This window comes from Pseudarthrobacter oxydans (assembly GCF_013314975.1).
Lineage (GTDB): Bacteria > Actinomycetota > Actinomycetes > Actinomycetales > Micrococcaceae > Arthrobacter > Arthrobacter oxydans.
In genome coordinates this window covers 18471-39266 of sequence record NZ_JABTYH010000020.1, presented here as the reverse complement: position 1 = coordinate 39266, position 20796 = coordinate 18471, and the positions used below count along the sequence as shown (strand labels likewise).

The 20796-nt window shown below is 67.7% G+C and carries 19 protein-coding genes; 18 read left to right on the top strand and 1 reads right to left on the bottom strand.

From position 1 onward, the window contains the following. Positions 1–177: 177 nt before the first annotated feature. The 8 genes from ribD to hisF all read left to right on the top strand — a co-directional run bounded on the left by ribD (position 178) and on the right by hisF (position 6127). Positions 178–1245, top strand: a complete 1068-nt coding sequence (ribD, locus tag HTS88_RS13695) for a bifunctional diaminohydroxyphosphoribosylaminopyrimidine deaminase/5-amino-6-(5-phosphoribosylamino)uracil reductase RibD (RefSeq protein ID WP_246256307.1) — start codon at positions 178–180, stop codon at positions 1243–1245. After that, a complete protein-coding gene (locus HTS88_RS13690; RefSeq protein WP_174179259.1) occupies positions 1245–1889 on the top strand; it encodes a riboflavin synthase in 645 nt (214 codons plus the stop codon). Before ribD ends, HTS88_RS13690 begins: the two co-directional genes overlap by 1 nt. Next, positions 1886–2617 carry a 3,4-dihydroxy-2-butanone-4-phosphate synthase gene (gene ribB / locus HTS88_RS13685; protein ID WP_174179256.1) on the top strand — a complete coding sequence of 244 codons (732 nt, stop codon included), beginning with the start codon at positions 1886–1888 and terminating at the stop codon, positions 2615–2617. Before HTS88_RS13690 ends, ribB begins: the two co-directional genes overlap by 4 nt. Further along, a complete protein-coding gene (ribA, locus tag HTS88_RS13680; RefSeq protein ID WP_246256304.1) occupies positions 2614–3402 on the top strand; it encodes a GTP cyclohydrolase II in 789 nt (262 codons plus the stop codon). The genes ribB and ribA overlap by 4 nt, the downstream gene beginning before the upstream one ends. Before the next feature lie 70 nt (positions 3403–3472). Further along, positions 3473–3961, top strand: a complete 489-nt coding sequence (gene ribH / locus HTS88_RS13675; RefSeq protein ID WP_104187712.1) for a 6,7-dimethyl-8-ribityllumazine synthase — start codon at positions 3473–3475, stop codon at positions 3959–3961. Positions 3962–4064: 103 nt separating this feature from the next. Further along, entirely contained in the window at positions 4065–4328 is a 264-nt protein-coding gene (locus HTS88_RS13670) for a phosphoribosyl-ATP diphosphatase (RefSeq protein WP_015936881.1), read from the top strand. A gap of 90 nt (positions 4329–4418) precedes the next feature. Further along, entirely contained in the window at positions 4419–5279 is an 861-nt protein-coding gene (gene hisG / locus HTS88_RS13665) for an ATP phosphoribosyltransferase (protein ID WP_174179254.1), read from the top strand. Between the two features lie 71 nt (positions 5280–5350). Beyond that, positions 5351–6127: an imidazole glycerol phosphate synthase subunit HisF gene (hisF, locus tag HTS88_RS13660; RefSeq protein WP_174179252.1), complete on the top strand. Its 777-nt coding sequence runs from the start codon at positions 5351–5353 to the stop codon at positions 6125–6127. 80 nt (positions 6128–6207) lie between these two features. On the opposite strand, the gene HTS88_RS13655 is transcribed toward hisF, so the two are convergent. Next, positions 6208–6852 (bottom strand): TIGR03085 family metal-binding protein, encoded by a 645-nt coding sequence (locus HTS88_RS13655; protein WP_066280589.1) that lies wholly within the window; start codon positions 6850–6852, stop codon positions 6208–6210. Positions 6853–6964: 112 nt separating this feature from the next. Here HTS88_RS13655 and hisI point away from each other — a divergent pair, with 112 nt between their 5' ends. From hisI to HTS88_RS13605, 10 genes are all read left to right on the top strand, one after another. After that, on the top strand, positions 6965–7408 hold the full coding sequence (hisI, locus tag HTS88_RS13650; protein ID WP_174179250.1) for a phosphoribosyl-AMP cyclohydrolase: 444 nt from the start codon (positions 6965–6967) through the stop codon (positions 7406–7408). 117 nt (positions 7409–7525) lie between these two features. Then, positions 7526–9088 carry an anthranilate synthase component I gene (locus HTS88_RS13645; RefSeq protein WP_174179248.1) on the top strand — a complete coding sequence of 521 codons (1563 nt, stop codon included), beginning with the start codon at positions 7526–7528 and terminating at the stop codon, positions 9086–9088. Continuing rightward, entirely contained in the window at positions 9088–9774 is a 687-nt protein-coding gene (locus tag HTS88_RS13640) for a Trp biosynthesis-associated membrane protein (protein WP_174179246.1), read from the top strand. The genes HTS88_RS13645 and HTS88_RS13640 overlap by 1 nt, the downstream gene beginning before the upstream one ends. A gap of 104 nt (positions 9775–9878) precedes the next feature. Further along, entirely contained in the window at positions 9879–10166 is a 288-nt protein-coding gene (locus tag HTS88_RS13635; RefSeq protein ID WP_104187722.1) for an HGxxPAAW family protein, read from the top strand. Then, positions 10166–10987, top strand: a complete 822-nt coding sequence (gene trpC / locus HTS88_RS13630) for an indole-3-glycerol phosphate synthase TrpC (RefSeq protein WP_174179244.1) — start codon at positions 10166–10168, stop codon at positions 10985–10987. Before HTS88_RS13635 ends, trpC begins: the two co-directional genes overlap by 1 nt. A 115-nt stretch (positions 10988–11102) precedes the next feature. Continuing rightward, positions 11103–12443, top strand: coding sequence for a tryptophan synthase subunit beta (gene trpB / locus HTS88_RS13625; protein ID WP_174179234.1), 1341 nt, complete (start codon positions 11103–11105; stop codon positions 12441–12443). Next, positions 12440–13264 carry a tryptophan synthase subunit alpha gene (gene trpA / locus HTS88_RS13620; protein WP_174179232.1) on the top strand — a complete coding sequence of 275 codons (825 nt, stop codon included), beginning with the start codon at positions 12440–12442 and terminating at the stop codon, positions 13262–13264. Before trpB ends, trpA begins: the two co-directional genes overlap by 4 nt. Before the next feature lie 4 nt (positions 13265–13268). After that, a complete protein-coding gene (gene lgt, locus HTS88_RS13615; protein WP_174179230.1) occupies positions 13269–14423 on the top strand; it encodes a prolipoprotein diacylglyceryl transferase in 1155 nt (384 codons plus the stop codon). Between the two features lie 263 nt (positions 14424–14686). After that, complete coding sequence (gene gltB, locus HTS88_RS13610) at positions 14687–19300, top strand: glutamate synthase large subunit (protein WP_174179228.1); 4614 nt, start codon at positions 14687–14689, stop codon at positions 19298–19300. Next, positions 19293–20750: a glutamate synthase subunit beta gene (locus tag HTS88_RS13605; protein ID WP_174179226.1), complete on the top strand. Its 1458-nt coding sequence runs from the start codon at positions 19293–19295 to the stop codon at positions 20748–20750. The genes gltB and HTS88_RS13605 overlap by 8 nt, the downstream gene beginning before the upstream one ends. Positions 20751–20796 lie beyond the last annotated feature (46 nt).

The window sequence follows — 20796 nt, the reverse complement described above, 5'->3', positions numbered from 1 at the left end:
CTTAAATGCCGGACATCCCGCCGCTTCAGCGGGGGACGCAGCCGTGGCGATGGTCGCGGCATGACGGCGGCCACACAATCTCTTGGTGCCGGAGCGGGCACCGCCCTGCATCCGGGCCACCCGCTCCAGCCCGCCGACGGCGTCGTTACCGCCTTCAGCGCAGGCGAGACCAGGGCCATGGAGGCTGCGCTGCAAGCAGCCCTGCGGGGCCCGCGCGGGGCGAACCCCCTGGTGGGCGCCGTCGTCGTCGATCCTGAGGGCAACCACCTGATCACCGGGTTCCACCGCGGCGCCGGCACCGCGCATGCGGAGGCCGACGCCATCGCCCAGGCGGCAGCAGCGGGCGTGGATCTCTCAGGCTGCACCATGCTGGTGACGCTGGAGCCCTGCAACCACCTCGGGCGCACCGGGCCGTGCGCGCAGGCCATCATTGCCGCCGGAATAACGGACGTCGTTTACGCCGTGGACGATCCGCACGACCCTGCGGCAGGTGGAGCAGCAACGCTGCGGGCCGCCGGCGTCCGCGTCCGCAGCGGCCTGGGAGCCGCTGAATCCCTGGACCTGAACCGGCAGTGGTTCGAGGCGGTGACCGCGAAGCGGCCTTTCGTCACCCTCCACATCGCCCAGACGCTGGACAGCCGCATCGCTGCCCAGGACGGCACCAGCCAGTGGATATCCAGCCCGGAATCCCTCGCGGACAACCACGCCATCCGCGGGCGGATCGACGCCATCCTGGTGGGCACCCAGACCGTCCTGGTGGACAACCCCCGGCTCACCGCCCGCGACCCGCAGGGAACACCGGCGCCGAACCAGCCGGTCCGGGCTGTCATGGGCTTGCGGGACGTCCCCGGCGGGGCCGCCGTACGCGGAACTGACGGGCGGGTCACGCACCTGCGCACCCGCGACCCGCACGAGGCGTTGTCCCTGCTCTACGCGTCCGGGACCCGCCACCTCATGGTCGAGGGAGGCTCGCGCATCCTGAGCGCGTTCCTTGCCGCCGGACTCGTGGATGAGCTCATCGTGTACCTGGCGCCCACCCTGCTCGGCTCCGGCACACCGGCCCTGGACGGCCTCGGCATCACCACCCTCGCCGACGCCCAGCAGTGGGAATGGGACGAGTCCGACGGCGGTGCCGTGCGCAGGCTGGGCCGCGACCTGAGACTCCACCTGAGACCGCAACGAACCGTTGCCCTAGACCCCCAACCATCCCGCGCAACCGCGGAACAAGCCCAGAAAGGCCACTGATGTTTACCGGAATTATTGCCGAACAAGGGCACGTTCTGTCCGTCGAGCGGGACGGGGACGCCAGCGCCACCCTCCGGCTGCATGCGCCCGGCAGCACTGAAGGGCTCGCCCTGGGCGGCTCCGTGGCCGTGAACGGTGTCTGCCTGACGGCCACCGGGATCAACGGCGCGGACTTCAGCGTCGACGTGATGGGGGAGACTTTGGTCCGCAGCACCATCGGCGAACTGGCGCCCGGCGACTCCGTCAACCTTGAGCGCTGCGTTCCTGCGGGCGGCCGGCTGGACGGGCATGTGGTGCAGGGGCATGTTGACGGCGTCGGCGTGCTGCTGGAACGGGAAGCACTGGGCAACTGGGAGCGGCTCCGGTTCGGCGTGCCCGCCAACCTGGCCCGCTACATCGCGGAAAAGGGCTCGATCGCCATCGACGGCGTCTCCCTCACCGTCACCGCCGTCAGCGAGGCCGCCGAGCCCGAGCCCTGGTTCGAAGTGGGCCTGATCCCCACCACCCTGGCCGAAACCGGGCTGGGTTCCAAGACCACGGGCAGCCGGGTCAACCTCGAGGTGGACGTCCTGGCCAAGTACACGGAACGCCTCCTTGCGTTCAGGACTTCGGCGCCGGCAGCTGCTGACGGAGGTGCACTGTGAACGCCGTGCTCCGGCTCGAACCAGAGGCAGCGCCGGCAGGCGTCGTTCCTGCCCCCGATGCCCGCGGGCTCGACTCGATTGAAGTGGCAGTGCAGGCCATGGCCGCCGGCAGGCCGGTGCTCGTGGTGGACAACGAGGACCGCGAAAACGAGGGCGACATCATCTTCGCGGCACAGCATGCCACCCCCGCGCTGATGGGATGGACCATCCGCTACAGCTCGGGCGTCATCTGCGTTCCGCTGTCCGGCGACCGGGCGGATGCCCTTGCGCTGCCTCCCATGGTGTCGGTCAACGAGGACGCCAAGGGAACCGCGTACACCGTTTCCTGCGACGCCGCGCTGGGTGTGAGCACAGGAATCTCCGCCACGGACCGGGCCCTTACCGCCAGGGTCCTGGCCGACCCCCACGCCGTGCCGGCGTCCCTGACCAGGCCCGGGCATATATTTCCGCTCCGTGCAGTTGACGGTGGTGTGCGGGAACGCCCCGGCCACACCGAGGCTGCGGTGGACCTGTGCCGCCTGGCCGGCCTCGAACCGGTGGGCGTGATAGCAGAAGTTGTGTACGACGACGGCGAGATGATGCGCCTGGACGGGCTCCGGACCTTCGCGGCAGAGCATGGCTGCCCCCTGATCTCCATAGAGGATCTGGCGGCCTACCTCGCAGCGGGGGAAGCCCAGCCCACGGAGAGCGCCCGCGAAGTTGCGGGCGGCAAGAAGGAGACACGATGACCTCTTCGACAGCCCGCAACAGCGGTTCGCCGAACGGCCACGGAAATTCCCGGGACGGTTTGGGGGCTTCCCCGATAAGCCACGGGTCCTCCGCCAACGGTCAGGAGCGCAGCAGCAGCGGCGTTGCCCCGCACCCCGTGAGCGGCGGCCCGATAGTGCAGCTGCCCACGGCCTTCGGTGATTTCGTGGCGCAGGCCTGGACCGACCTGGTGACCGGCGTGGAGCACCTGGCCGTCAGTTCCCCCAACCCGCCCAAGGACGGCAAGGCCCCCCTCGTCCGGCTGCACTCGGAATGCCTCACCGGCGACATTTTTGGGTCCTACCGCTGCGATTGCGGGGAGCAGCTTGCCTTCGCCCTGGAAATGATCCAGCAAAACGGCGGCACCCTGCTCTACCTGCGGGGGCAGGAAGGCCGGGGCATCGGCCTGGCCAACAAGATCAAGGCCTACGCACTGCAGGAGGCCGGCTTTGACACGGTCGAGGCCAACGAGCAGCTGGGCCTTCCCGTGGACGCCCGCTCCTACAACGCCGCGGCCCAGGTCCTCGCGGAGATGGGACTCCATGAGGTGCGGCTCCTGAGCAACAACCCGGACAAGCAGAACAGGCTGGCACGGGCTGGTGTGAAGGTAGTGGAGATGGTTCCCACCGAAGTGCCGTCCCGCGACGAGAACATCCGCTACCTGCGCACCAAGAAGGACCGCATGGAACATCGGCTGCTGCTGGACACCCATGTGGTGGCTGTTCCCGTCACCACCCCGGAAACCTTCGACCACGAACAAGACTGACCGGCTGAGGCCTGCCCTCCGGCCCCGGCACTGACAACACACACCACCACTGAACGGAAGAGACTGACCCATGAGCGGACACGGCGCCCCCGATATCGACCTCAGCACCCTCAACCCCGCAGAAACGTCCCAGCTGCGGCTGGCGATTGTGGCGGCCAGCTGGCACACCCAGATCATGGACGGGCTGCTGGACGGAGCGCTCCGGGCAGCGAAGGACGCCGGCATCGCCGAGCCCACCGTCCTGCGCGTACCGGGAAGCTTTGAGCTGCCGGTTGCCGCCGCCCGGCTCGCACCGCACTTCGACGCCGTCGTGGCCCTCGGCGTCGTCATCCGCGGCGGAACCCCGCACTTTGACTACGTGTGCCAGGCAGCGACGTCGGGACTCACCGACGTCAGCGTGCGCACCGGCGTCCCGGTGGGCTTCGGCGTCCTGACCTGCGACACCGAACAGCAGGGCCTGGACCGTGCCGGCCTTCCCGGCTCCAAGGAAGACAAAGGCCACGAGGCCGTCACCGCGGCGCTGGCCACCGCCGTCGTGCTCAAGCAGTACGGCAAGTAACGGAGCCCGCAGGACGGGCGCGCTTGTGTATTCGCTCACATCGCGCCCGTCATGCAACGGCCCGGGAAGCGCCCTGTGGGCTGCAGCAAGTAGGCTGGAGGGCGTGAAGAATTTCGAGACGCTGTTCGCTGAGCTCAGCGAGAAGGCAGCCACCCGCCCGGAAGGCTCCCGCACCGTCGCTGAATTGGACTCCGGTGTGCACGGCATCGGCAAGAAAGTCGTTGAGGAAGCAGCCGAAGTATGGATGGCTGCCGAATATGAATCCGATGAAGCCGCGGCAGAGGAAATTTCCCAGCTGCTGTACCACCTGCAGGTTCTGATGCTCGCCAAAGGCCTGACCCTGGAAGACGTCTACAAGCATCTGTAGCCACCGGTCCGGCGCGCTCCACGCCGCCGGTGCCCGCCGTGGCCTGCATTGCCTGAACACCTAGACCTCCCCACACCAGAAAGACCCCCAATGCTGCGAGTAGCCGTCCCCAACAAGGGCTCCCTGTCCGAAGCCGCCTCTGCCATGCTCTCCGAGGCGGGCTACCGCCAGCGGCGGGACACCCGTGAACTCGTTATGGTGGACCCGGACAACGACATCGAGTTCTTCTTCCTCCGCCCGCGGGACATCGCGGTGTACGTCGGCCAGGGGACGCTCGACGTCGGCATCACCGGACGCGACCTTCTCCTGGATGCCGAAGTGGAGGCGGAAGAGCTCCTTCCGCTGGGCTTCGCGGCGTCCACATTCCGTTTTGCAGGTCCCGTCGGGGACTTCGCCAAGGTGGAGCAGCTTGAGGGCAAGCGGCTGGCCACCAGCTACGACGGCCTGCTCCGCGGCTACCTCGCCGGGAAGGGCATCAACGCCAAGGTAGTCCGCCTTGACGGCGCCGTTGAATCATCGGTCAGGCTGGGCGTGGCAGACGCCATCGCCGACGTCGTCGAAACCGGCAACACCCTCAAAGCCGCCGGAATGGAGATCTTCGGCGATCCCATCCTGAAGTCCGAGGCCGTGCTGATCCGCCGCACCGGCGAAGGCGGCGCCGCGAACGGCACCGCCAAGGAGATCGAGGTCCTGATCCGCCGCCTCCAGGGCGTCCTGGTGGCGCGCCAGTATGTACTGATGGACTACGACATCCGCAAGGAACTGGTGGAAAGCGCCGCTGCGCTGACCCCCGGCCTGGAATCGCCCACCGTCTCCCCGCTGCGGGATTCCGACTGGGTGGCCGTCCGCTCCATGGTCCCAAAGAAGGAAACCAACCGGATCATGGACGAGCTGTACGACCTCGGCGCACGCGCCATCCTGGTCAGCAGCATCCACGCCTGCCGCATCTGAGCCGGCCCCCGCAGTACCGACCCGCGCTCTAACAACCGAGCGCAAAAAAGACAGAATTTCCAGGAGCTCCCATGGCAGTAGCAGTACGCGTCATTCCCTGCCTCGACGTGGACGCCGGGCGCGTCGTCAAAGGCGTTAACTTCGAAGGCCTGCGGGATGCCGGCGATCCCGTGGAGCTGGCGCACCGCTACGACAACGCCGGCGCGGACGAGCTGACCTTCCTGGACGTCACGGCGTCCTCGGGCAACCGGGAGACCACCTTTGACGTGGTCCGCCGCACCGCGGAGGAAGTCTTCATTCCGCTCACGGTGGGCGGCGGCGTCCGCGGTGTTGCCGAGGTGGACAAGCTGCTGAGGTACGGCGCGGACAAGGCGTCCATCAACACCGCAGCCGTCGCCCGGCCCGATGTCATCGATGAGATCACCCGGCACTTCGGTTCCCAGGTGCTTGTCCTGTCCCTCGATGCCCGCCGCACCCGCCCCGGTTCCCAGCCCAGGCCGTCGGGATTCGAAGTGACCACCCACGGCGGACGGACCGGTACCGGGATCGACGCGATTGCCTGGGCCCGGGAAGCCGCGGACCGCGGCGTGGGCGAGATCCTGCTCAACTCCATTGACGCCGACGGCACCAAGGACGGCTTCGACCTGGAGCTCATCAGGCTGGTCCGGGCTGCGGTCAAGGTGCCCATCATTGCCTCCGGCGGAGCAGGGGAGCCTGCCCACTTCCCCCCGGCCGTCGCCGCGGGTGCAGACGCCGTGCTGGCAGCATCGATCTTCCACTGGGGACCGGACAACATGATGTCCCAGGTCAAGGACGCCATCCGGAACGCAGGCTTCGAAGTCCGCTAAAGCGTGTCCCAACCCAACTAAGTAGCGCTAAGTGTCGTCTTGAGGGCTCATAACGACACTTAGCGCTACTTAGTTGGGGGTTAAAGGCCTACTTCGGCTGACTGGAGGAGGGCGACGGCGTCGGGCTGGCCTTCGAAGGTCACCAGGGCGTGGCGGGTGCGGCCGTGGGCGTGCATCAGCAGCTCGCCCGGCTCGCCCACGATGGCCACCGAAACAGGTGCGCGCTTGGCGACGTGGCGGGGCCCGGACGGGCGAACCAGGACGATTCCCAGGTCAACGCCGCGGTAAAGGATCGCGGCGCGCTTGACGAGTTCGTCCCAGAGCGCCTCCGAGTACGCCTCGTCGAGTGCCCGCGGCGCCCACCGGTCAACGGCGCGGCGGATGTCCTCCGTGTGCACGAAGTATTCGATGAGGTTGGAGCTCTCGTCGAGGGCCTTGATGTTCATCGGGGACAGCGCAGGCGGTCCTGCGCGGAACGTGTTGACCAGCTTTGCGTACGCTTCCGCAGTGGTCAGCTTCGCAGCGAGCCTGGCAGTCGCCTGGTCCGAGGCTTTGGCCAGCCGTTTGATGATCAGGCCCAGCCCTACGGCTGCCTTGCGTTCGCGCAGGTACAGGTGCGCGGCAAGGTCCCTGGTGCGCCAGCCCTTGCACAGCGTGGGCGCATCAGGACCGGCCGCAAGCAGGGTCTCGGCCAGGACTTCTCGGGACGGTTCGACGAAATGCATCACTTGTGAAACTAGCATGACAGGCGTGGAGTTGGGCAGCGCGGCTGCCCCTGCTGGCGTGCCGTTGTTCACACACATCCGGGGCCGCGGCGCAGGCACTAGACTTGACCTGATGTCTGAGTACCCCGCCCCCGTCCCGAACCCCGGCTCTGCCGTGCCCGTGGCTGCCGCGCCCGGCCCGGCCGCCGCAGCAAACCCAAGCCCGCTTCCCGGCGAACTGGCCGCCGCGCTCAAGCGCGACAGTGCCGGCCTCGTAGCCGCCGTGGTGCAGCAGTACGACACCAACGAGGTCCTCATGCTGGGCTGGATGGACGACGAAGCGCTGCATCGCACCATGACCACCGGGCGGGTGACCTTCTACTCGCGTTCCCGCCAGGAGTACTGGCGCAAGGGGGACACTTCCGGGCACGTGCAGTGGGTCAAGTCCGTGGCGATGGACTGCGACGGCGACGCGTTGCTGGTGCGGGTGGACCAGGTGGGCGCAGCGTGCCACACGGGCACCCGGACCTGCTTCGACGGCCGGGACCTGGCTGTCACCACCGGCCAGGCAGGCTGAACAACTCAGGAACCGCAGCCCGCTGCGGACCCTCGGGGGAGGGCCGGCTGCCCCCGCAAGCACACCTACAGGCGCCGGCGCAGACGGACCAACGAGAACAGGCGGAACAGCATAGCCATGCAGGACCTTGGAATCATCAGCCCGGGCCTCGAGGAATTCCGGGAGCTGGCCGGGCACAGCCGCGTCATCCCTGTCCGGCTCAAGGTGCTCGCGGACGCCGAGACCCCCATCGGCCTCTACCGGAAGCTCGCCAACGGCCAGCCCGGCACCTTCCTGATGGAATCCGCGGCAGTAGGCGGGGCGTGGTCCCGCTACTCCTTTATCGGCGCGAGGTCCAGGGCCACGCTGACCACCAAGGACGGGAACGCGCACTGGCTGGGCCAGCCTCCCGCCGGGGTCCCCGTGGACGGCAGCCCGGTGGACGCCATCCGCGACACCATTGAAGCCCTCCGCACCGACAGGTTCGACGGACTGCCGCCCTTCACCTCCGGCCTGGTGGGATTCCTGGGCTGGGAAACGGTCCGGCACTGGGAACGCCTGGTCAGCCCGCCCGAGGACGACCTGCAGCTCCCCGAAATGGCGTTGAACCTGGTCACGGACATGGCCGTCCACGACAATGTGGACGGCACCGTGCTGCTTATCGCCAACGCCATCAACTTCGATGACAGCTCCGAGCGGGTGGATGAGGCCTGGCACGACGCTGTGGCCCGGGTCAAAGCGCTGCTCGCCAAGGTCAGCACCCCCGTGGCGCAGCCCGTCTCGGTCCTGGCTCCCGCGGCACTGGACTTTGCCTCCAGCGTCCAGGAACGCTGGGACGAGGCCGAGTACCTGGCTGCCCTGGACCGCGGCAAGGAGGCCATCGTGGACGGCGAGGTGTTCCAGGTCGTCATCTCCCGCCGCTTCGAAATGGAGTGCCAGGCATCGGCCCTGGACGTCTACCGGGTCCTGCGGAACACCAACCCCAGCCCCTACATGTACATCTTCAGCCTCGAGGACGCTGACGGCCGGGAGTACTCCATTGTTGGCTCCTCGCCCGAGGCGCTGGTGACGGTGACCGGTGAGGAAGTCATCACCCACCCAATTGCCGGGTCCCGGCCGCGGGGCCGGACGGTGGAGGCGGACAAGGCACTCGCCGAGGAACTCCTGGCGGACCAGAAGGAACGCGCTGAACACCTGATGCTGGTGGACCTCTCACGGAACGACCTGTCCAAGGTCTGCGTGGCGGGGACGGTGGACGTTACCCAGTTCATGGAGGTGGAGCGCTTCAGCCACATCATGCACTTGGTCTCCACCGTGGTGGGACAGCTGTCGCCCCAGGCCAAGGCCTACGACGTGCTGAAGGCAACCTTTCCGGCGGGCACACTGTCCGGCGCCCCCAAACCACGTGCGCTGCGGCTCCTGGATGAACTCGAACCGCACCGCAGGGGCATCTACGGCGGAGTGGTGGGCTACCTGGATTTCGCCGGCGACATGGACATGGCCATCGCCATCCGCTCCGCTCTGATCCGGGACGGGCGCGCCTACGTCCAGGCCGGGGGCGGCATCGTGGCTGATTCGGTCAACGACACCGAGGCCCTGGAAACCGTCAACAAGGCCGCGGCGCCCCTCCGCGCCGTCCACACCGCGGGCACCTTGCAGAACATCTCCGCGGACTCGCTTCCCGGCGGGTCGGACTCCTGATGCCCCGTCCGGAAGGCTCACAGGAACCCTCATCAGCACGGGAACCCGTATCGGGACAGGCAGGCGCAGGGCAGGCGGCAGCTGCGGCCAAGGGTCCCGCGGCGCCGGCCTGGGCCCGTAAGTCCACGCTGGTGCTGCTCATTGCCGTGCTGGCGCTGGCGGTCTTCGGCACCACCACCCAGACCTGGATCAGTGTGACCCTCGATCCCAACCAGCTTGGCCAGGGCGGCGCCGCGCAGGAACCGCTCCCGGTGCAGGGCAGCAAGGCGGCCACCGCCGTCACGGCCCTGGCTCTGGTGGCCCTCGCCGGGGGCCTGGCAGCCGCCATTGCCGGCCGGATTGCCCGGTGGATCATCACCGCCATCATCGTCCTGGCCGCCGCCGGAATTGTCGCAGCAGCCGCGACGGTCCTCGCCAGCCCGCTGGCGGCCGCCCAGGGATCCATAGCGGAAGCGACCGGCGTCACCGGAAGCCAGGCCCAGGTGGCTGTCACAGCATTCCCGGTCCTCGCCGTCGTGGCCGGATGCCTGCTGGCACTGGCTGCCCTGGTGATCGTCCCCGCTGGACGGCACTGGAAAGCCCGGACGAAATATGACGCACCGGCGGCGGGCAGCCCCGCGGCCGCGGGTCCCGTCGACGAGATCGACAGCTGGGACCGGCTCTCCCGCGGCGACGATCCCACCTGACGCGCCCCGCGCGGACACCGGGCACCGGCAGCGCGCCGCCCGATAAACGGTTGCGGGCCAAAAAATGGCAGAATGTAAGCAGTATTCACCCTGAGGAGATTTCCATGAGCAAAGCACCTGCGTCCGTTTCCAAGTCCGGCACCCGCACGGTAGCCCCGGGCGTCATCGACCACAGCCAGGAACTTGGCCACGGCAACAGCCCCGCAGCCTGGACCTGCGTCATCGTGATGCTGGTCGGCGCCCTGATCATGTCAATCGCGTTCGTCATTGCCAACACCCCCATCTTCATTGCCGGCGGCGGCGTCATGGTGCTCGGCCTGATCCTGGGCTACATCATGCGCAAGGCAGGCTACGGCGTTGAAGGCAGCAAGCTGAAGAACTCCGGCCACTGATGTCCACTGTTCTCGATGACATCAACGCCGGTGTCAGGGAGGATATGGAGGCCCGGAAACAGCTTGTTTCACTGGCTGAACTGAAGGACCTGGCGCAGGCCGCGGCACCTGCCCGCGACGCCTGGGCAGCGCTCGGCGGCCCTTCGCCCTCCCGGGCTGAGCTCAAAGTCATCGCGGAAATCAAACGCCGCAGCCCCTCCAAGGGGGACCTCGCCGCTATCGGGGACCCCGCGTCCCTCGCCAGGCAGTATGCCGACGGCGGTGCCTCCGTCATCAGTGTCCTCACCGAGCAGCGCCGCTTCAGCGGGTCCCTCGCGGACCTCGACGCCGTGCGGGCCGCCGTCGACGTTCCGCTCCTGCGGAAGGACTTCACGCTTGACGAGTACCAGATCTGGGAAGCCCGCGCCCACGGCGCGGACCTGATCCTCCTCATCGTTGCCGCGCTCTCCGACGCCCAGCTCGCCGAGTTCAGCGCCCTCAGCCGCGAACTTGGCATGAACGTGCTGGTGGAAACGCACACCGAAGAGGAGATCGAGCGGGCCGTTGCCGCGCAGGCGCGCATCATCGGCGTCAACGTACGGAACCTGAAGACGCTCGACGTCGACCGTTCCGTTTTCGCCTCGCTGGCAGGGCAGATCCCGGCCGGGGCAGTGGTGGTTGCCGAGTCCGGCGTACGGGACGCCGACGACGTCACGCACTACGCCGCCAGCGGCGCCAACGCCGTCCTCGTCGGCGAGGCCCTGGTGAGCCACTCGACACCGCAGGAGCGGATCGCCGAGTTCAAGGCGGCAGGCGCCGCCGCCATTGCCGCCCGCGGCTGACGCACACAAAGGTGCAGGAGCAGAAGGCGGGGCTGTGCCCCGCCGGCCGGTCCTGCCCGGCCGGCCCGCAGGAACCACACTTTGAGAAACATCCAACTGGAAGAGGACGGGACTGATGGCTGAAGCACCCTCCGGCAACGCCGACAACGATACTGACAACAATGCCGCCGAAGCATTCCTGCAGGGAGGCTCCCTCAAGCACGCCCCGGGACCCTATTTCGGAAGCTACGGCGGACGGTGGATGCCGGAATCCCTGATCGCCGCGCTGGACGAACTCGAGGAAACCTTCAACAAGGCCAAGGAAGATCCCGAATTCCGGGCCCAGATCGCCGACCTGAACAAGAACTACTCCGGCCGGCCGTCGCTCCTGACCGAAGCCAAGCGCTTCTCCCAGCATGCCGGGGGCGTGCGCATCTTCCTCAAGCGCGAGGACCTCAACCACACCGGATCGCACAAGATCAACAACGTCCTCGGCCAGGCGCTGCTCGCCAAGAGGATGGGCAAGACCCGCGTCATCGCCGAGACCGGCGCAGGCCAGCACGGCGTGGCCAGCGCCACCGCCGCTGCCCTCATGGGGCTCGAATGCGTGGTGTACATGGGTGCCGAGGACTGCCGCCGCCAGGCGCTGAACGTTGCCCGCATGGAACTCCTTGGCGCCACCGTGATCCCCGTGACCAGCGGATCGCAGACCCTCAAGGACGCCATCAACGACGCCCTGCGCGACTGGGTGGCCAACGTGGACAACACCCACTACCTCCTGGGCACCGCAGCCGGGGCCCACCCGTTCCCGGCCATGGTCCGGTACTTCCACGAAGTCATCGGCGAGGAAGCCCGCGCCCAGATCCTCGAGCAGGAAGGCCGGCTCCCCGACGCTGTCTGCGCGTGCATCGGCGGCGGCTCCAACGCCATCGGTATCTTCCACGGCTTCCTTGACGATCCGTCCGTGAAGATCTACGGCTTCGAAGCCGGCGGTGACGGCGTGGACACCGGACGCCACGCGGCCACCATCACGCTGGGCAAGCCCGGCGTGCTGCACGGCGCCCGTTCCTACCTCATGCAGGACGACGACGGCCAGACCATCGAGTCGCACTCGATTTCCGCAGGCCTCGACTACCCCGGTGTGGGCCCCGAGCACTCCTACCTGGCGGACATCGGTCGGGTGAGCTACGAGCCCATCACGGACAGCGAGGCCATGGAGTCCTTCCGGCTGCTGTGCCGCACGGAAGGCATCATTCCCGCCATCGAGTCCTCCCATGCCCTGGCGGGGGCCATCAAGGTGGGCCGGCGCCTCGCCGCCGAAGCCGCGGCCAGCGGCGGCACGGCGCAGGACAAGATCGTCATTGTGAACCTTTCGGGCCGCGGGGACAAGGATGTGGCCACCGCAGCCGAGTGGTTCAACCTGTTGGACAAGGATTCCGCCGAGTCGGAAATCGGCAAAGAGGGGGAACAGCTGTGACCACTGCACAGACCACCAGCAAGTCAGCGGCCGCCATTGACAAGGCCCGTGCCGAGGGCCGCGCAGCCCTCATCGGCTACCTTCCCGCCGGCTACCCCAGCGTCGAGGAGACCATCGCCGCCGGCATCGCCCTGGCTGAGAACGGTGCCGACCTCATCGAGATCGGCATTCCCTACTCCGACCCCGTGATGGACGGCCAGGTTATCCAGGCCGCCACCACCGAGGCGCTGGCCAAGGGTTTCTCCGTCAGCCAGGTGTTCGACGTCGTGCAGGGCATCACCAGCAGGACCGATGCCGCCGTCCTGGTTATGACCTACTGGAACCCTGTGGTCCGGATGGGCGTGGACGAGTTTTCCCGCCGCCTGGCCGAGGCCGGGGGAGCAGGGCTCATCACCCCTGACCTCATTCCGGATGAGGCTGCCGAATGGATGGAAGCCTCCGACAAGTATGGCCTGGACCGCGTGTTCCTGGTTGCGCCGTCCTCCACCACGGAGCGCATGCAGCGGACGGTGGACGCCAGCCGGGGCTTCGTCTACGCCGTGTCCATCATGGGCGTCACCGGCGCCCGGACCTCCGTCAGCACCGCGGCCAAGGACGTGGTGGCCGCAGCACACGCCGCCGGCGCCGAGCGGGTGTGCGTGGGCCTTGGCGTCTCCAACGCCGGACAGGTCCGCGAGATCGCCGCCTACGCCGAAGGGGTCATCGTGGGCACCGCCCTGGTGGCAGCAATCCGCGACGGCGGTGTGGACGCCGTCGCTGCCCTCACCAAGGACCTCAGCACCGGACTGAGCCGCACCGGACTGACAGAGGAAGAAGCCTAAACCCATGCAGACCCTCCTTCAGGCAGCCGCCCTGGTGCCGGCCAGCATTCCGAGCCCGGACTGGTCCGGGTTCGATATTCCCCTTCCCTGGGGAACGCTGCGCATCCACGCCTACGCGCTGTGCATCCTGGCGGGCATCGTGGCGGGCCTCTGGCTGACCTCCGTGCGCTGGGCCCGCCGGGGCGCACCTGAAGGCAGCGTCTGGGACATCGTGGTCTGGGCCATCCCCTTCGGCATCATCGGCGGCCGCCTCTACCACGTGGTGTCCTCACCCGACGCCTACTTCGGTCCCGGATTCGACGGCACCGGCGACCTGTCCCTCATCCCGCAGATCCAGCGCGGCGGACTCGGCATCTGGGGCGCCGTTGTGCTGGGTGTCGTGGGTGCCTGGATCGGCTGCCGGCGCAGCGGCGTCAAGCTCAGCGCCTTCCTGGACGCCGCCGCCCCCGGACTGCTGCTGGCCCAGGCCATCGGCCGCTGGGGCAACTACTTCAACCAGGAACTCTTCGGCGGCCCCACCACCCTGCCGTGGGCCCTGCAGATCGACGCCGACAACCCCAACTTTCCGGCCGGAACTCCGGCGGACACGCTGTTCCACCCCACGTTCCTGTACGAATCGCTGTGGAACCTGGCCGGCGTCGTCCTCCTGCTCGCACTGGACCGGAAGTTCAACTTTCGCCGCAGCAGGCTCTTCTGGCTCTACGCCATGTACTACACACTGGGCCGGGTCTGGATCGAGGCGATGCGGATAGATGACGCCGAGCAGATCGAACTGTTCGGCATCACCACCCGCCTGAACGTCTGGACCAGCATCTTCGTTTTCCTGGCAGCCCTGGCGGCCTTCATCCTGCTGGGAAGGAAAAAGCGCACCGGGCGGGACACCGTGTACTTGCCGGGCCGTGAGCCGGAGAAGTCTGACGGTCCGAAGGCCGCAGCAGCGGCCGGCGACGAGGTCCGTGATCCGGACACTGTTGTCTCAGATAGTGAATCGCGTGATAATCTCCCTGATAACCAAAACGGTTCCCGGCGTGCTTCCGTGCCAACGGAAGAGGCCGCGGCTGCACCGGCGGGCCCAACGCCCGGACCGGATGCAACGGCCGCCGGAAAGTCCGGCAGCACTGCCACAGGAACCGCGCCGGAAGCCGGCGCTACCAAGTAGCGCGCGGGCCAGGCAGGGCAGCAGAGCCACCGCTCGAAGCGCCCAATCACCACAGCGTCGTGGCAGCGGGGCCACCCTGGACAGCATAGAGCTGCTGTCCGGTGTTGCCCGGGGCAGGGGCCTGCGTAACTGTTAGTTCAGCAGGCCATGCTGACCTACAATTTCCAGTAAATAACACTTTGTTGTGCCCATCAGAGCGGCGCCGACGAGTGGGGCCAACGGTGTCCCTTCCATACGCACGATCAGGAGGAAGGACGTCTCCCATGACCCAAACTCTTCACACTCCCAGCTGGTCAGAACCGGACCAGCCTGAGACTGCCATGTCGCCGTTCAAGCGCTTCGCAGCCCTGCCGGAGGCGGCCGGGCTCTACAACCCGGAGCAGGAGAAGGACGCCTGCGGTCTTGCGATCATCGCCACCCTCCGCGGCGAGCCCGGCTATGACATTGTGGACGCCGCCCTCACCGCCCTGCGCAACCTTGAGCACCGCGGTGCCGTGGGCGCGGACGAGGGCACCGGTGACGGCGCGGGCCTCCTCATGCAGATCCCGGACGAATTCTTCCGCGCGGTCACGGAGTTCGAACTTCCCGCTCCCGGCCAGTACGTGGCCGGCACCGCCTTCCTCCCCGCCGAACAGCGCGAGGCCGACGCCGCGAAGGCCGGCATCGAGGGCCTGGCAGCCGACGAGGGCCTGACGGTCCTCGGCTGGCGCGAAGTGCCCATCGTCGCAGACCTGGTCGGTGCCATGGCACGCGCCTGCATGCCCTACTTCTCCCAGCCCTTCCTGGCATCCGCCACCGGCGAGGAACTGGACCGCAATGAGCTGGATTCGCGCGCTTGGCGGATCCGCAAGCGGGCCCAGAACAAGTTCGGCGTCTACTTCCCGTCGCTGTCCTCGCGCACCATTGTCTACAAGGGCATGCTCACCACCGCCCAGCTGGAGCCGTTCTACCCGGACCTCTCGGACAAGCGCTTCAAGACCAAGCTGGCAATCGTCCACTCACGCTTCTCCACCAACACCTTCCCGTCCTGGCCGCTGGCCCAGCCGTTCCGCACCATCGCGCACAACGGCGAAATCAACACGGTCAAGGGCAACCGGAACTGGATGCGTGCCCGCCAGTCGCAGCTGGCCAACCCGCTGCTGGGCGACACCCCGGAAGAGCTGTACCCCATCTGCACCCCGGGCGCCTCGGACTCCGCGTCCTTCGACGAGGTGGCCGAGCTGCTGTGGCTGTCCGGCCGCCCCATCACGCACTCGATCATGATGATGATCCCCGAGGCCTGGGAAAACCACGCCACCATGGATCCGGCCCGGCGCGCGTTCTACGAGTACCACTCCCTGCTGATGGAACCGTGGGACGGCCCCGCCGCCGTCTCCTTCACCGACGGCAGCCTGGTGGGCGCCACGCTGGACCGCAACGGCCTGCGTCCCGGACGCTTCTGGATCACCGAGGACGGCCTGATCGTCTTCGCCTCCGAGGTGGGCGTCATCGACGTCGAAGCCTCCAAGGTGGTCAAGAAGGGCCGTGTGTCCCCGGGCAAGATGTTCCTGGTGGACACCGAAGCCGGCCGCGTCATCGACGATGAGGAGGTCAAGGCCGAGGTCGCCGCCGCCAACCCCTGGGCGGAGTGGGTCAAGGACAACCTGATCGACCTCAACGAGCTCCCCGAGCGCGAGCACGTGGTCCACACGGCCGCGTCGGTGAACATCCGCCAGCGCACCTTCGGCTACACCACCGAGGAACTGAAGATCCTGCTCGGCCCGATGGCACGCACCGGCGCTGAACCGCTGGGCGCCATGGGCTCGGACACTCCCGTGGCGGTGCTGTCCAAGCGCCCCCGCCTGCTCTTCGACTACTTCGTGCAGTCCTTCGCGCAGGTGACCAACCCGCCGCTGGACGCCATCCGCGAGGAACTGGTCACCTCCCTGACCTGTGCCATCGGCCCCAACGGCAACCTCCTGGACACCAAGCAGGTCCGCCAGCCGCAGGTCCAGCTGCCGTTCCCGGTGATCAACAACGACCAGCTCGCCAAGATCGCCAACATTGAAAACGCCGACGGCGACAAGGTGGCCATGAAGGTCCGCGGGCTTTACCGCCCCGAGGGCGGCGAGAACGCACTCCGCGCACGGCTCACCGAGATCTGCGAGCAGGTGTCCGGTGCCATCAACCGCGGCGTGCAGTACGTGGTGCTCTCCGACCGTGACTCCAACGCCCAGTGGGCGCCCATCCCGTCGCTGCTGCTGGTCAGCGCCGTGCACCACCACCTGCTGCGCAGCGCCAACCGCACCAAGACTGCCCTGGTGGTGGAAGCCGGCGACGTCCGCGAGACACACCATGTGGCCGTCCTGATCGGCTACGGCGCCTCCGCCGTCAACCCGTACCTGGCCATGGAATCGGTGGAGCAGCTGATTGCCGCCGGCGACGTCACCGGGGTCACCCCGCAGGACGGCGTGTACAACCTGATCAAGGGCCTCGGCAAGGGCGTCCTGAAGATCATGTCCAAGATGGGCATCTCCACGGTGGCGTCCTACACCGGCGCCCAGACGTTCGAGGCGCTCGGCCTGGGCCAGGAACTGGTGGACGAATTCTTCGCCGGCACCCACTCGCAGCTTGGCGGCGTGGGCCTGGACGTCATCGCCGCGGAGGTTTCCGCGCGCCACCAGATGGCCTACCCCGAGGGCGGCATCGAGCAGCCCCACCGCCCGCTGCTGGGTGGCGGCGAGTACCAGTGGCGCCGTGACGGCGAGCCCCACCTGTTCAACCCGGAGACGGTGTTCCGGCTGCAGCACGCCACGCGTGAGCGCCGCTACGACATCTTCAAGGCGTACACCAGGGGAGTGGACGACCAGTCCGAGAACCTGATGACCCTCCGTGGCCTCCTCAAGTTCAAGAACGAGCGCCCGCCCGTTCCGCTGGAGGAGGTGGAGCCTGTCTCCAGCATCGTCAAGCGGTTCTCCACGGGTGCCATGAGCTACGGCTCCATCTCCCAGGAGGCCCACGAGACGCTGGCCATCGCCATGAACCAGCTGGGCGGCAAGTCCAACACCGGTGAAGGCGGCGAGGACGTTGACCGCCTGCTCGACCCCAAGCGCCGCTCGGCCGTCAAGCAGATCGCGTCCGGCCGGTTCGGCGTCACCAGCCTGTACCTGACCAACGCGGACGACATCCAGATCAAGATGGCCCAGGGCGCCAAGCCCGGCGAGGGCGGCCAGCTCATGGCGCAGAAGGTCTACCCGTGGGTGGCCCGGACGCGGCACTCGACGCCCGGCGTCGGGCTCATTTCCCCGCCCCCGCACCACGACATCTACTCCATCGAGGACCTCGCGCAGCTCATCTACGATGCCAAGCGCGCCAACCCCTCGGCCCGGGTGCACGTCAAGCTCGTCTCCGAGGTGGGCATCGGCACGGTTGCCGCCGGTGTGACCAAGGCGAAGGCCGACGTCGTACTGGTCTCCGGCCATGACGGCGGAACCGGCGCCTCGCCGCTGAACTCGCTCAAGCACGCAGGTGTTCCGTGGGAGCTCGGCCTGGCCGAGACCCAGCAGACCCTGATGCTCAACGGCCTGCGCGACCGTGTGGTGGTGCAGGTTGACGGCCAGCTCAAGACCGGCCGTGACGTGGTCATCGCCGCGCTGCTCGGCGGCGAGGAGTTCGGCTTCGCCACCGCCCCGCTGGTGGTGGAAGGCTGCATCATGATGCGCGTCTGCCACCTGGACACCTGCCCGGTGGGCGTGGCGACGCAGAACCCGGAACTCCGCGCACGCTTCAGCGGCAAGCCGGAATTCGTGGTCAACTTCTTCGAGTTCCTTGCCGAGGAAGTCCGCGAAATCCTGGCCGAGCTCGGCTTCCGCAGCCTCGAGGAGGCAATCGGCCACGCCGAGGTCCTCGACGCCCGGGACGCCGTCAACCACTGGAAGGCCGACGGCCTGGACCTGGACCCGATCCTGCACGGGCTGGAGTTCGACGACGACGCCCCGCTGCGGAACATGACCGGCCAGAACCACGAGCTGGACAAGCACTTCGACCAGCGCCTCATCACCATGTCCACCGAGGCACTGACGGACCGCAGCCCGGTCAAGATTGCCGTGGACGTCATCAACACGGACCGTTCTGTGGGCACCATGCTGGGGCACGTCGTCACCAAGACGTTCGGCACCGATGTCCTGGCCACGGACACCATCGATATCACCCTGAGCGGCACCGCCGGCCAGTCCCTGGGCGCGTTCCTGCCCGCGGGCATCACCCTGCGGCTGTTCGGCGACTCCAATGACTACGTGGGCAAGGGCCTCTCCGGCGGCCGCATCATCGTCCGCCCGGACCGCACCAACGTGTTCAAGGCGGAGACCAACGTCATCGCCGGCAACGTGATCGGCTACGGCGCCACGAGCGGCGAGATGTTCCTGCGCGGCCAGGTGGGCGAACGCTTCCTGGTCCGCAACTCAGGCGCCACCGCCGTCGTCGAAGGCATCGGCGACCATGGCTGTGAGTACATGACCGGCGGCCAGACGCTGATCATCGGCCGCACCGGACGGAACTTCGGCGCCGGCATGTCCGGCGGAACCGCCTACGTCCTTGACCTGGACGCTGCCCGCGTCAACAAGGACGCCCTGCAGTCCGGCGAACTCCAGCTCCGCGAGCTGGACGCCGAGGACCGCGACATTGTGCACGGCCTGCTGGTCAAGCACGTTGAAGAAACTGATTCCCAGCTGGCGGCGCGCCTCCTCGAAAACTTCGATGACACCGCCGCCCGCATTACCAAGGTGCTGCCGCGCGACTACGCTGCCGTACTGCAGACCCGTCTCGACGCCATCGAAGAGGGCCTGGACCCCGACGGCGAAGAAGTGTGGTCCCGAATCCTGGAGGTAACCGGTGGCTGATCCACGCGGATTTTTGAAAGTACGCCAGCGTGAAACCCAGCCGCGCCGTCCCGTTCCCGTCCGCATCATGGACTGGAAGGAAGTGTACGAGGCGCAGGAAAAGGGCACCCTGAAGGCCCAGGCCGGCCGCTGCATGGACTGCGGCGTTCCGTTCTGCCACCAGGGCTGCCCGCTGGGCAACCTGATTCCCGAGTGGAACGACCTCACGTGGCGGGACAAGGGCGAGGAAGCCATCGAGCGCCTCCACGCCACGAACAACTTCCCGGAGTTCACCGGCCGTCTCTGCCCGGCACCGTGCGAAGCCTCCTGCGTCCTGGGGATCAACCAGCCTGCGGTCACCATCAAGCAGGTGGAAGTCTCCATCATTGACGAGGCCTGGGACAACGGCTGGGTGGAGCCCCTGCCTCCCGCACGCCTGACTGGCAAGACGGTAGCCGTCGTCGGCTCCGGCCCCGCAGGGCTGGCAGTGGCGCAGCAGCTCACCCGAGTGGGCCACACCGTGGCCGTGTACGAGCGCGACGACAAGATCGGCGGCCTGCTCCGCTACGGCATCCCCGACTTCAAGATGGAAAAGGAGCAGGTGGACCGCCGCGTCGAGCAGATGAAGGCGGAAGGCACCCGCTTCCGGACTGGCGTCGCCGTGGGTACCGACGTGACCTGGGAGCAGCTGCGGCGGCGTTACGACGCCGTGGTGGTCTGCACCGGCGCAACCGTCCCCAGGGACCTGCCCATCCCGGGCCGCGACCTGGACGGCGTCCACTTCGCCATGGACTACCTGGTTCCGGCTAACCGCGCCGTGGCGGGGGAGACCATCGAAAACCAGATCCACGCCCAGGGCAAGCACGTGGTGATCCTCGGTGGCGGCGACACCGGCGCGGACTGCCTCGGCACCGCGCACCGGCATGGTGCAGCCTCGGTCACCACCCTGGCGATCGGCAAGCAGCCGCCGTCGGAGCGCGCCGGCCACCAGCCGTGGCCGACGTTCCCCACGCTGTTTGAGGTTGCCAGCGCCCACGAGGAAGGCGGTGAGCGCACGTACCTCGCCTCCACCGTGGAGTTCGTAGGCGAGGACGGCAAGCTGACGGGCGTCAAGGTAGCCGAGACGGAATTCGTTGACGGCAAGCGCCTGCCCAAGGCCGGAACGGAGCGGATCATTCCCGCGGACCTGGTGTTCCTGTCCCTGGGCTTCACCGGAGCGGAACCCGCCGGCATCACCGAGCAGGTCAAGGCCGAATTCGACGGCCGCGGCAACGTGTCCCGCGACGGCTACTACATGACCAACACCGAGGGCGTCTTCGTGGCCGGTGACGCCGGCCGCGGCCAGTCGCTCATTGTGTGGGCGATCGCCGAGGGGCGCGCCGCCGCCGCAGCCGTGGACAAGTACCTGATGGGCAGCACCATCCTGCCCGCTCCCGTGGCCCCGACGGACCGCGCCATCGCCGTCCTCTAGCGATACACCGGAGGTTCACCTCCGTGACAACTTAACCAATGCAAGA

What these genes read in the sequence shown, in the direction of transcription:
- ribD (WP_246256307.1), top strand. Translation starts at nt 178, where the DNA reads ATGGAGGCTGCGCTGCAAGCAGCCCTGCGGGGCCCGCGCGGGGCGAAC.
- trpC (WP_174179244.1), top strand. Translation starts at nt 10,166, where the DNA reads ATGTCCACTGTTCTCGATGACATCAACGCCGGTGTCAGGGAGGATATG.
- ribH (WP_104187712.1), top strand. Translation starts at nt 3,473, where the DNA reads ATGAGCGGACACGGCGCCCCCGATATCGACCTCAGCACCCTCAACCCC.
- HTS88_RS13645 (WP_174179248.1), top strand. Translation starts at nt 7,526, where the DNA reads ATGCAGGACCTTGGAATCATCAGCCCGGGCCTCGAGGAATTCCGGGAG.
- HTS88_RS13690 (WP_174179259.1), top strand. Translation starts at nt 1,245, where the DNA reads ATGTTTACCGGAATTATTGCCGAACAAGGGCACGTTCTGTCCGTCGAG.
- lgt (WP_174179230.1), top strand. Translation starts at nt 13,269, where the DNA reads ATGCAGACCCTCCTTCAGGCAGCCGCCCTGGTGCCGGCCAGCATTCCG.
- gltB (WP_174179228.1), top strand. Translation starts at nt 14,687, where the DNA reads ATGACCCAAACTCTTCACACTCCCAGCTGGTCAGAACCGGACCAGCCT.
- hisI (WP_174179250.1), top strand. Translation starts at nt 6,965, where the DNA reads ATGTCTGAGTACCCCGCCCCCGTCCCGAACCCCGGCTCTGCCGTGCCC.
- HTS88_RS13655 (WP_066280589.1), bottom strand. Translation starts at nt 6,852, where the DNA reads ATGCATTTCGTCGAACCGTCCCGAGAAGTCCTGGCCGAGACCCTGCTT.
- HTS88_RS13635 (WP_104187722.1), top strand. Translation starts at nt 9,879, where the DNA reads ATGAGCAAAGCACCTGCGTCCGTTTCCAAGTCCGGCACCCGCACGGTA.
- hisF (WP_174179252.1), top strand. Translation starts at nt 5,351, where the DNA reads ATGGCAGTAGCAGTACGCGTCATTCCCTGCCTCGACGTGGACGCCGGG.
- hisG (WP_174179254.1), top strand. Translation starts at nt 4,419, where the DNA reads ATGCTGCGAGTAGCCGTCCCCAACAAGGGCTCCCTGTCCGAAGCCGCC.
- HTS88_RS13640 (WP_174179246.1), top strand. Translation starts at nt 9,088, where the DNA reads ATGCCCCGTCCGGAAGGCTCACAGGAACCCTCATCAGCACGGGAACCC.
- trpB (WP_174179234.1), top strand. Translation starts at nt 11,103, where the DNA reads ATGGCTGAAGCACCCTCCGGCAACGCCGACAACGATACTGACAACAAT.
- ribA (WP_246256304.1), top strand. Translation starts at nt 2,614, where the DNA reads ATGACCTCTTCGACAGCCCGCAACAGCGGTTCGCCGAACGGCCACGGA.